A 10,771-nucleotide genomic window follows, 5' to 3' on the forward strand; every position below is an offset into this window, starting at 1 on the left:
CAACATTATATTGTACCTGGAGAATGGGCAACTTTTAGAAATATTGCGGATATTATTTCAGATTTTCTAGAGTTTCGCACAACATTTCTTACTATTCCATTTTGGACAGCTTACACCGCATTGCCCTTTGCCTTTTTAAAATCCAAACTTTCAGGGGAGCGGCCTTCTTTCAGCCTCGGGAGTCTTCATGCCCTTGCGGTGCAGTGCAAAGATATCCCCGGCACTCTGGCCAGAAAAAAGTTGGCCCATTTATCACGACCTTTAGAGGATACTATAAAAGATACAGTGAATGAAATAATGGCAAATGTTCCATAAAAAGAGGATAAGGTAGCGCATGCTAATTAATGAGTGGCAATATGAATTAACGATCTGGATTTGGTTGGGAATTGCGGCGGGCACATTCATTTTACTCATGTTCATTCGCGCACCTTACGGTCGCCATGAACGACCCGGTTGGGGACCCACAATCCCTGCGCGCCTAGGGTGGATTCTTATGGAGTCTCCCTGCATTATTGTAATGACGGTATTTTTCGGTATTGCCGCCTCAGAATGGACCCTCGCTGATCCAGTGGGAATTATTTTTTATATCATGTGGATAACTCACTATGTACATCGCAGTTGGGTATGGCCAGCCAGAGCCCATATTACTGGGAAAAAAATGCCTGTAAGCATTATCCTTTTTGCAATCGGGTTTAATGGCATTAACTCGTGGGTCAACGCTGAATGGCTTTTTAGCCTCCACCACCCATATCCCTTAGAATGGCTCACTAGCCCCCAATTTATAATCGGCGTAATTATATTTATTACAGGCATGGGCATCAATATTAAATCGGATAACATGTTGTTTAACCTGCGTGCGGATGGAGCGACTGATTACAAAATCCCCCAAAATGGTTTGTTTAAGTGGGTTTCCTGCCCAAACTATTTAGGAGAATTATTAGAATGGTGGGGATGGGCTCTGGCTACTTGGTCTTTAGCGGGACTCTCTTTTGCACTATGGGGTATGGCAAATCTTATCCCCCGTGCCCGGGCAAACCACATTTGGTATAAAGAAAAATTTTTCAACTATCCAAAAGATAGAAAGGCGCTTATTCCCAAAATTTGGTGAAAGAATAATCCATTGACTTAATCTCTAATAATTAGCAGTTTCGATGAGGTTTTAGAACCTAATTACCGCATAACAAAGGTGCCGGCATAGCACAAATTATAAGTGACATGCCTATACTAAGCTTTAAATACATTTTTTTCTTTCTTTTTGTACCCATTGGGGCGCTGACGGCGCAGTCTATCCAATTTACTGAAATCCATTATGATCCATCCACCAGTCAGGGGAGTGATTCGGATTATGAATTCATAGAAATATTCAACTCAGGTGGATCGTCGGTAGATTTATCCAATTATTATTTTTCAGGAATTTCTTACACTTTTTCATCCGGCGCCTCATTGGCGGCTGGGGCTTATATTGTTCTCGCTCGACAAAGCGACAATTATTCCGGCAGCCTTGAATGGTCCAGTGGTGTATTAACTAATGGTGGTGAAACACTGACTCTATACGACGGTTCTGAAAATGTTATTGATCAGGTAACCTTTGACAATGCCTCCACCTGGCCCACACCTCCCAATGGTGACGGACCGTCTCTAGAACTTAAGGACCCATCCTCGGATAATAGCGTTGGATCCAATTGGACATACAGCTACCATTCAGGTGGAACGCCCGGTTATGCCAATCAAAGTATTCAGCTTACCGGTTCGGCGGGGTGGCGAATCATGTCCCTTCCGCTGCAAAGTAAAACGCATGATGATTTATTAAGCGGGATTTGGACCCAGGGCTTTACGGGGGCAGATGCCACCACTGGAACAGCAAATGTTTATACATATAGCGGTAGCGCTTGGGCATCTATCAGCAATCAAACTGACACACCAACTGCCGGAACTGGTTTTCTTGTTTATGTCTATTCAGATGATAATAATGATGGATCTGCTGAAGGCTTTCCAAAAACCATAACGCTCAGTGGCAGCGAATATGCAGCAACAGTCAGTGTTACAACCGCTGCCAGCACATGGAATTTATTAGGGAATCCCTTTACCCATACAATTGATGCGGATAAGCTCAGTCTTGGTGGAAGTGGCAGCGGAACCAATGATAATTATGAAACTGCTGTTTATGTCTGGGATAATAGCTCCGGCACATTTAAATCCTACGATGCGTCCACAAGCTCAGGAACGCTTACAGGCGGATTAATCGAACCATTTCAAGGATTTCTAATCCAGTCAAAAACCAGTGGTACCCAATTCGATTTTAAATCTAGCTCCAAAGCAATTAGCTCGGGGGCATTTTATAAGACATCATCCGCTCCTCAAATAATAATTCAAGCTTCGACTGGCTCTTTTCAAGACGTGGCTATTCTAAATGTTATTCCATCCTCCTCCTTGGGTGCCGGTGGCGCATATAAACTAAAACCAGTTGACAGTCGCGAAAGGATGTTAATGGCATTTTTTAATGATTTAACACCCATGGAAATAATGAATATTTCATTGGCCGATACCATTACATCAATTTCTTTTGATGCTTTCAGAATTGATCGCGATTGGGCACTAAAGCCCAGCCTCATTGATTTGGATTGGCAATTAATAAATATTCCAGAAAATATTATAGTCCAATTAATTGATCATGGAACGGGGTCTTTGATCAATCTTTCTGACAAAAACACTATTTCATTTTATAATCGTGAAGTGCGTCAGCCTGAATTTGATGGAGATAACATAGGAAATATACCAAGTTACCGATCTCCGCGATTTGAATTAATAATTAGGGCGAAAATGCTTTTGGATGCCAAAACAACACCAACGCGCTTTCGCCTCTACCCCGCCTTTCCCAACCCTTTTAATGCCAGTACTACAATTGAATTTGAGCTTCTAGAAAAAAGCCATGTTGAAATCACTGTCTATAATATAAGGGGTAAAAAGGTGGCCACAATCACAAATGAAATGATGACTGCCGGAAATCAAACAATTCGTTGGAGGCCCAACCATTTATCATCAGGAATTTATTTTTGCCGACTTCGATCTGGAACAACCGTTCGAACCATAAAACTTGTACTAATGAAATAAAGGGAAAAACCATGGAATATGGAAAATGGATAATGGTAATACTTTACTTAACAATTCTAATGGCACAGCCTACATTCCCGGGGACACCAAACCAGGCGCCCATCGGTGGTTTAGGTGCTCTGGCCGTGGCTGGTGGGGCGCTTGCTTTGAAAAAATTATGGAATAAAAGAAAGGGGAACTAGTCTGTCTTTCTCCTCATTAAAGTTAAGTTTTTTAAAAAATATATTGACATCAATTAACCTAGCGTTGTAGAATAATACACACGCGTTAATAACGAATAAAAACAAGTTAGGAGTACGTTATGCAAAAAGGCAGTGTAAATAAAGTGGTGTTGGTTGGACACCTGGGTGGCGACCCGGAAACACGGTATACGCCGTCCGGTGCTGCTGTGGCCAACTTCAATCTGGCAACAAACGAAACCTGGCGTGATAGTAACGGTGAACTTCAGGATAAAACTGAATGGCATCGTTGTGTTATGTTTGGGAAATCTGCGGAATTGTCCGGTGAACTCTTGAAAAAGGGTCAGCTGGTCTATTTGGAGGGAAAGCTCCAAACCCGTAATTGGGAAGACAAGGATGGTGTTAAGCGCTATACCACAGAAGTGGTTGGTGATATTTTTACCATGCTTGGCCGCAAGATGGATAATGCGGGCGGCGGAAAGGCCGCACCCGCGACTACGGCGGCGACAGCTGATGGTGATGATGAAGACGATCTTCCGTTCTAATCAATCCTGAAAGTCCGATTAATAAAAAGGCCTCTCGATTATCGGGGGGCCTTTTTATATATTCATTTTATTAAATAATATATTGAAATAGTCAAAACTCATCATTTAACATTTACTCCTAAGAAAAAATCTTATAACTACATTAAAATCCAAACGCATTTTATTCCACTTTAGAAAGATTTCATGAATACTGAAAAACTGCAAAATGACCTGAATCAATTTTGGGATGACCACATTGTTCCTACTCTAACCGAATATATTAAAATTCCTAACAAGTCTCCCGCTTTTGATCCTGATTGGGAAACCACGGGCCACATGGAAACAGCATTAAATCTCGCTATAGATTGGGCAGAAAAACATCGCCCTGAAAACAGCATCCTTCATGTTAAAAGACTTGAAGGCAGAACACCCCTCATCATGATTGAAGTCCCCGGTGAGCGGGAAGGTAATATTCTTATGTACGGGCATTTGGACAAACAGCCAGAAATGGAGGGCTGGAACGAAGGCCTCGGCCCTTGGGATCCAGTCATGATTGATGAAAAACTTTATGGCCGTGGCGGCGCTGATGATGGCTACGCAATGTTTGCTTCCCTCGGGGCTGTAAAAGCTTTGAAAAATCAGGGCCTTGCCCTACCGCGAATTATAGTATTGATTGAGTTCTGCGAAGAAAGCGGTTCTCCCGATCTCCCTTATTATATAGATGAATATGCGGATATTATTGGCAATGTGGATTTGGTGGTTTGCCTTGATTCCGGCGCGGGAAATTATAAACAGTTCTGGACAACGGTATCACTCCGAGGCATGGTGGCCTGTGAACTACGAGCAGATGTACTTACAGAAGGCGTCCATTCTGGGAGTGCCAGTGGATTAGTCCCCTCTTCCTTCCGTGTCTTGAGGCAGCTAATCTCACGGATTGAAGATGAAATTTCAGGTGAAATAAAAATTGGAGATTTTCACACCAATGTTCCCGAACATCGGATTGAAGAAATAAAAAAAATGTTGGACGCTCTAGGTTGCGAAACAGAAGCTTTTCCATGGCATGAAAATATGATCGCTTCTACTACCGACCCAGTAGAGGGGACTTTAAGACGAACATGGAAACCGTCTCTTTCGTTTGTGGGAATGGATGGCGTTCCCGCAGTAAAAGATGGTGGTAATGTGCTACGGCCTTATACAACGATAAAACTTTCTTTTCGGCTGCCGCCTGACGTGGACAGTCACAAAGCCATGGCCGCGGCAGAAAAAATATTGCTGGAAAAACCACCTTACAATGCCACACTTTCAATTAAATGGGAAGAACCGGCAAACGGTTGGAATGCGCCAAAACTTTCTCCTTGGCTAGACGGCGCTATCCAAGAAGCATCCGAAACATTTTATCAAAAACCGGCTTTAGCTATGGGTGAAGGAGGCACCATTCCTTTTATGGCTATGCTGGGCGATAAATTCCCCCAAGCGCAATTTGTGATTACTGGGGTATTGGGCCCTGGCTCCAACGCCCATGGACCCAATGAATTTATCCATATCCCCTTCGCTAAAAGACTCAGCGCCTGTATTGGTTATATTCTGAATCAATTCCCCTCTTGATTTGAGCGCCCGGACTAAATTAGATCTATTAAAACCACGCCCTAAGCGGGTGCGGTATTTCGTGACCTATCTTGCTCTTCTTTTAGGAGCGATTATTGCCAAGATTACTGTCAAGGGTCGACACCACCTTCCAAAAGAAGGCCCTTTTATAGTGGCGATTAATCATTTTAATTATGCTGATCCTCCCTTTGTGGTTTATGCAATTCGGCGGCCCATCAACTTTTTGGCAGCCAGTGATCAAGTGGTGGAGTGGTTTAATTACTGGGCCATTTGGTTATACGGATTTATTCCTACCAATCGAACACGATTGGGGCCATCCACAATAAAAACGGCCAAGAAAGTTCTGAAGCAAAAGGATATATTGGGAATTTTTCCTGAGGGAAATTCCCTTTCTGATGAGCTCCGACCAGCAAAGGGCGGTGTCGTATTTCTTTCTACCACCATGCAGGTGCCCATTGTGCCGGTGAGTATTTCAGGATTAAGAGGCAATATATGGCAAGATCTTTTTAAAGGTGTCCGTCCCAAACTTCAAGTGAATATCGGCAAATCTTTTGGCCCCTTTTCTTTACCTAAAGACCGCAGTAAAAGAGACGGTGCGCTCCAAAAAATCGGCGATAAGGTTATGTGCCGGATCGGAGCACTGCTACCCGATGAATGCCATGGTGTTTATGCCGGCGATCCTTTAATAAAAAAATATCGTAAAGAGAATCAATAGTCTGAGACACTTATCGGCGTTCTCTACATCATTGATGTTTTGTTACTAAAATATATAATCCTCCCAGAGTTACGCCGCCACCAATGAGTGTCATCATTGGAATCGCCTCTGCAAATAATATTAATGCCATGATGGTAGCTAAAACAGGTTCTCCCAACGGAACGGCGCTTACAATGGTGGGGCGCACATATCGCACAGAGTAATATAATAAGGTGTGACCCAATACGGTTGGGATAAGCCCTAATAGTATGAGCCATAAATAGTCTGAACTTTCAAAACGAAATAGATTGCGATCAAGACTGGTGCCCAATCCCAACAGAATTATGGCCGCCCATCCGTAAAGTGATCGGGTGAAAATAAAAAGGTCTGAATCTTTCCTCACTTTTTCGGCAAAGATCATGAGTAAGGCTAAAAATAAACCGGCAAACAGTGCAAGGATTACACCAACCAAATCATCGCCGCCACCACTCAAATTGCCCACTTGTAACAGAGCCGCCCCAATTAAAGCCAGAACTAATCCAATCGCCATACCAATATTCCAAGAGCGTTTTAAAAACACTTTTTCAATTATTGCTGCAAACAGTGGTGCCATAGCACCCAACAAGGTAGTCTTTGAAATTGTGGTAAAATGGAGGGCAGCAAAAAAACTAATAAAGTGAAGGGATAAAAATAATCCGCATAAAATAATGGTGTAACGGTGTTTCTCAGGTAAGGGCTCTTTCTTTTGAATAAAGGTCGCTCCCCAAAAAACAGCGGCGCCAATAGCCATGCGCCATAAACTCACAGCCACTGGGGCCACTTCAGGAATCATGCGGGCAAAAATGGCCGAGGTGCTAATACAAATTAAAGCAAGGGCTAGGATGATGATCATTCGGCTTCGCATACCAGAAAATAAGGCGGACAAAAATCACTTTCATTATATTTCCTCTTCGATTTTTCAACTTAACTTTTAGGATTAAAATCAGCGGAATTTTTTCTATGTCAAAAACAAAACCACAACATTATCTAATCGTGATTGCCTTGGCCATTGGCTTTATGGCGCTTATGCGGACTCGCGCCATTCAACAAAATCCGCCTTTGGTTGATGGTAGCGCAAATGAACATATACAACCAAAAGAAAGTCATTTTAAAAATCTACGCCAACTCACTTTCAGTGGTGAAAATGCAGAAGCGTATTTCAGTTCGGACGGTAAAAAGCTGATCTTCCAAGCCCACGATGGTGAAGGCCTCTGCGACCAGATTTATATCATGGACATTGAAACCGGTGAATCTGAAATGGTTTCTACCGGGAATGGGGTCACCACATGCGCTTATTTTCAATATCCAGAAAATGAAAAAATTGTTTATGCTTCTACCCATCATAAAAATAAAGTGTGTCCACCGCCGCCGGATTATAGCCACGGTTATGTCTGGAAGCTACACGAGGGTTATGACATTTTTCGCGCCAATTTGGATGGAAGTGCGGTGGAAAAAATCACGAGTGAAAAAGGCTATGATGCTGAGGCCACTGTCGCGGAAGATGGTAGTCGCATTGTTTATACATCCATTGTATCGGGAGATTTGGAAGTCTGGGTTATGAACACTGATGGTTCGGATAAGCGTATGCTGACCAATAAACTCGGGTATGACGGTGGCCCGTTTTTTAGTCATGATGGAACTAAGATTGTATGGCGCGCATTTTACCCAAAGACAGCCAAAGAAATTTCTGATTATAAAGCGCTCATTGCCGAAAGCATGATACGCCCTATGAATTTACAGATTCGCGTCATGAATGCTGATGGCACAAACAAACAACAAATTACCCACAATAAAGGAGCCAATTTTGCACCCTTCTTTTTTCCAAACGATGAGCGAATTGTTTTCTGCTCAAATATGGCAGATTCAAAAGGTCGCAATTTTGATTTGTGGGCTGTGAATTTGGATGGCACTAATCTGGAACGCATCACCGATTTTGATGGTTTTGACGGATTTCCCATGTTCAGCCCCAACGGAAAATATTTTGTTTTCGCTTCTAACCGAAACCAGGCCAAATCTGGTGACACAAATATATTTATAGCTGAATGGGTAAATTAATACCGCTCATATTCTGTGCGACTCTTTTCGCTGGAGAGGACTCTGTCCTTTCTGCTATTCGCGCCGATGCAATAAAAAAGGGCATTCCAGAATCCTATCTTAATGAGGCTTTTGCCCATGAAGGGATCATCGTCCATGATAAAATTCTTGATCGCTTCGCCCGACCTTACGAAAAGAAAAGCTGGACCGACTATCGAAAATTATTTGTTACAGATTCGCGAATCAATAAAGGAACAAGTTTCTACGGAAAAAATAAATCGGCCCTTCAATCTGTGGAGAAACAAATCGGCGTAGACCTCTTCCTTATTTTAAGCATCGTTGGTGTTGAGAGTAATTATGGACGCCACCGCGGAGAATTCACTGTATTTAATGCGCTGTATACCCAAATTGCAAAAATGCCCCGGCGGACAAAATGGGCTAAAAAGGAAATGGTGGAATATTTAGTTTATTGCTACACTGATAGTATTCCGCCCCATTCTATTAAAGGTTCCTATGCGGGTGCTTTTGGATATGGACAATTTATTCCCTCCAGTTTTAATGCCTACGCTGCTGATGGCAATGGCGATGGTGTACGGATGCCCTACGAATGGGTCGATGTTTTTGCCAGCGTGGGAAATTATTTGCTCAAGAACGGGTATCCCGTTTCAAATCCGGCTAATGAAAAGCAAGTGTATAAATCGGTTTATGCCTACAACCATGCGGATAATTATGTCAAAGCAGTTTTGGAACTACGGGATGAACTAAAGAAAAGTATTCTTATAGATTAACCTTAAAGGTTAACTCTTTTCCTCCCCTAATTATAATTACATCTATGGTTTCTCCTGGTTTCAGCTCCGCCAGACGATACATATAATCATAAATATTTTTAATATCTTTTCCCCCGATGGATGTAATAATATCGCCTTTTTTCAATCCCGCTTTTCCTGCAGGTCCTTCTTTTTTGGCTCCGTCAATTTCAAGACCTACGGCGTCACTGCCATAAGATGGTATTACGCCAAATGTTACTTTAAAACTCCGCCGTGTCTGATTGGATTCTTTTGGACCTGCCTCTGTAAATACCGGCTTTTCTTTCAAATGACTAAAACGAAGTGTCACATCATAAATTAAATCCACAATCTGTTTTTCACCTTCAGCATTAATGTGTTGCCAGTCATCGCTGGGTTTATGGTAATCCGTGTGGGTACCAGTAAAAAAGAAAAGAACCGGCACATCATTGACATAAAAACTGGCATGGTCACTGGGACCATATCCTTCTTTACTCATTTTTAAATTAAGATTGTGATTTTGGTTCACTTCATTCAAAATGGATTCAAATTGAGGGGAAGTCCCTGTGCCACCAATGGTAATCTTATCTTCGGACATGCGACCGATCATATCCATGTTGATCATTGCTGTAATTTTACTAAGATCAACTGTTGGATTCTTCACAAAATATTTTGAGCCCAGCAAACCTTCTTCTTCTGCATTGTAGGCCATTAATAAAATTGATCTCTTAAGTAAGTTTTGATTGGCAGATAATTTTTCAGCTAATTCTAAAATCCCTGCAGTTCCAGAAGCATTATCATCAGCACCATTATGAATGGCGTTAGAATCAGGTGTGAGAGAACCAGACCCTTCGCCACCAAACCCCAAATGGTCAAAGTGAGCACCAATAACAATATATTCATTCTTTAATTCAGAATCATTACCAGGAACAAGACCAATCACGTTGGGCACATTCACTATTTCTTTTTCTAGGGTTACTTCGGCGGATATTTCTTTATCCAATAAAAAGGATTGCGGAGAATATTTATCATCTAATTGGCTTTGTAATGCAATTAACTTTTGATCTAATAATTCATTGGCAACCTCTCTAGAAATCTGCAAAATGGGAATTCCAATTGCCGTTGAATTGGGTGAATGTTTTAAGGGAATCAGTTGATCTTCATCTCCGTCTTGGTTCACAAAAAGAATACCGGCAGCATTTTGATCTCGGGCCAACATAGCTTTTTTCCGGATGGGTGTATGTTTTGCAAAATCGGAATGAGGGTGATCTTCCCCCGGTCCACCGCGAAGAATAATTACCCACTTACCATCCGCTTCAATTCCATCATAATCATTCCACTGTATCGAATCATTAATCGTAAATCCATATCCCGCAAAAACAAGAGCGCCCTCAACTTTTCCATTGGAAGCAAATTCAAGCGGAATGAAGTCCTTCATTATTACGTAGCTTTCATTCTGGGTTGATAGGTGATTTTGTTCACCAAGATTTAGGCCTGTGATGAATTCAAATGGCTGTAAAAACCCATCTGTCCCCGCAGGAAGTAAGCCGTTTGCTCTAAAATTGTCGACGATATAATTTGTTGCATCCCGAGATCCTTTTGACCCAGGATAGCGCCCAGCCCTTTTATCATCTGAAAGATATTTAATGTGGTTTAACAAATCCGTGGCACTAACCTCCGGATTAGTTTGTGACGGCGTTGTTGATTTGGGTAATTGACTGCAACCGGCCAGGATTACCAGTGGTAATAAATAATATAGAGTTCGTTTCATGTTTTAAATTCCCCGCTGTTTGTAAATAA

The 10,771-nt window shown here is 42.1% G+C and carries 11 protein-coding genes; 9 read left to right on the forward strand and 2 right to left on the reverse strand.

The features are described from left to right. From HN459_04775 to HN459_04805, 7 genes are all read left to right on the forward strand, one after another. On the forward strand, nucleotides 1-315 hold a 315-nt coding region (locus tag HN459_04775), incomplete at its 5' end, for a hypothetical protein (protein ID MBT3478758.1). A 19-nt stretch (nucleotides 316-334) separates the two neighbouring features. Further along, nucleotides 335-1,108 (forward strand): DUF1295 domain-containing protein, encoded by a 774-nt coding sequence (locus HN459_04780; GenBank protein MBT3478759.1) that lies wholly within the window; start codon nucleotides 335-337, stop codon nucleotides 1,106-1,108. A 107-nt stretch (nucleotides 1,109-1,215) separates the two neighbouring features. After that, on the forward strand, nucleotides 1,216-3,111 hold the full coding sequence (locus tag HN459_04785; protein MBT3478760.1) for a T9SS type A sorting domain-containing protein: 1,896 nt from the start codon (nucleotides 1,216-1,218) through the stop codon (nucleotides 3,109-3,111). An 11-nt stretch (nucleotides 3,112-3,122) separates the two neighbouring features. Further along, the gene (locus HN459_04790) at nucleotides 3,123-3,293 is read left to right on the forward strand and encodes a hypothetical protein (protein MBT3478761.1); all 171 of its coding nucleotides are present in this window, start codon (nucleotides 3,123-3,125) and stop codon (nucleotides 3,291-3,293) included. A gap of 119 nt (nucleotides 3,294-3,412) precedes the next feature. Next, nucleotides 3,413-3,835, forward strand: coding sequence for a single-stranded DNA-binding protein (locus tag HN459_04795; GenBank protein MBT3478762.1), 423 nt, complete (start codon nucleotides 3,413-3,415; stop codon nucleotides 3,833-3,835). A 183-nt stretch (nucleotides 3,836-4,018) separates the two neighbouring features. Next, nucleotides 4,019-5,419: a M20/M25/M40 family metallo-hydrolase gene (locus HN459_04800; protein MBT3478763.1), complete on the forward strand. Its 1,401-nt coding sequence runs from the start codon at nucleotides 4,019-4,021 to the stop codon at nucleotides 5,417-5,419. Between the two features lie 61 nt (nucleotides 5,420-5,480). Continuing rightward, a complete protein-coding gene (locus HN459_04805; protein ID MBT3478764.1) occupies nucleotides 5,481-6,134 on the forward strand; it encodes a 1-acyl-sn-glycerol-3-phosphate acyltransferase in 654 nt (217 codons plus the stop codon). A 28-nt stretch (nucleotides 6,135-6,162) separates the two neighbouring features. Here the strand turns inward: HN459_04805 and HN459_04810 are convergent, their stop codons facing one another. Next, nucleotides 6,163-7,005 (reverse strand): EamA family transporter, encoded by an 843-nt coding sequence (locus HN459_04810; GenBank protein ID MBT3478765.1) that lies wholly within the window; start codon nucleotides 7,003-7,005, stop codon nucleotides 6,163-6,165. A 107-nt stretch (nucleotides 7,006-7,112) separates the two neighbouring features. Between HN459_04810 and HN459_04815 the strand changes: the two genes are divergently transcribed. Then, nucleotides 7,113-8,207 (forward strand): hypothetical protein, encoded by a 1,095-nt coding sequence (locus tag HN459_04815; protein ID MBT3478766.1) that lies wholly within the window; start codon nucleotides 7,113-7,115, stop codon nucleotides 8,205-8,207. Further along, nucleotides 8,195-8,974, forward strand: coding sequence for a lytic murein transglycosylase (locus HN459_04820; protein ID MBT3478767.1), 780 nt, complete (start codon nucleotides 8,195-8,197; stop codon nucleotides 8,972-8,974). Before HN459_04815 ends, HN459_04820 begins: the two co-directional genes overlap by 13 nt. On the opposite strand, the gene HN459_04825 is transcribed toward HN459_04820, so the two are convergent. Further along, nucleotides 8,964-10,742: a M20/M25/M40 family metallo-hydrolase gene (locus HN459_04825; GenBank protein MBT3478768.1), complete on the reverse strand. Its 1,779-nt coding sequence runs from the start codon at nucleotides 10,740-10,742 to the stop codon at nucleotides 8,964-8,966. The two genes, HN459_04820 and HN459_04825, sit on opposite strands and share 11 nt — an antisense overlap. Nucleotides 10,743-10,771: the final 29 nt, after the last annotated feature.

The organism is Candidatus Neomarinimicrobiota bacterium, assembly GCA_018647265.1.
Classification (GTDB): domain Bacteria; phylum Fidelibacterota; class Marinisomatia; order Marinisomatales; family TCS55; genus TCS55.

Excerpts from the sequence above, each read along its gene's own strand:
- HN459_04780 (MBT3478759.1), top strand. The coding sequence starts at position 335 with ATGCTAATTAATGAGTGGCAATATGAATTAACGATCTGGATTTGGTTG.
- HN459_04785 (MBT3478760.1), top strand. The coding sequence starts at position 1,216 with ATGCCTATACTAAGCTTTAAATACATTTTTTTCTTTCTTTTTGTACCC.
- HN459_04790 (MBT3478761.1), top strand. The coding sequence starts at position 3,123 with ATGGAATATGGAAAATGGATAATGGTAATACTTTACTTAACAATTCTA.
- HN459_04795 (MBT3478762.1), top strand. The coding sequence starts at position 3,413 with ATGCAAAAAGGCAGTGTAAATAAAGTGGTGTTGGTTGGACACCTGGGT.
- HN459_04800 (MBT3478763.1), top strand. The coding sequence starts at position 4,019 with ATGAATACTGAAAAACTGCAAAATGACCTGAATCAATTTTGGGATGAC.
- HN459_04810 (MBT3478765.1), bottom strand. The coding sequence starts at position 7,005 with ATGATCATCATCCTAGCCCTTGCTTTAATTTGTATTAGCACCTCGGCC.
- HN459_04815 (MBT3478766.1), top strand. The coding sequence starts at position 7,113 with ATGTCAAAAACAAAACCACAACATTATCTAATCGTGATTGCCTTGGCC.
- HN459_04820 (MBT3478767.1), top strand. The coding sequence starts at position 8,195 with ATGGGTAAATTAATACCGCTCATATTCTGTGCGACTCTTTTCGCTGGA.
- HN459_04825 (MBT3478768.1), bottom strand. The coding sequence starts at position 10,742 with ATGAAACGAACTCTATATTATTTATTACCACTGGTAATCCTGGCCGGT.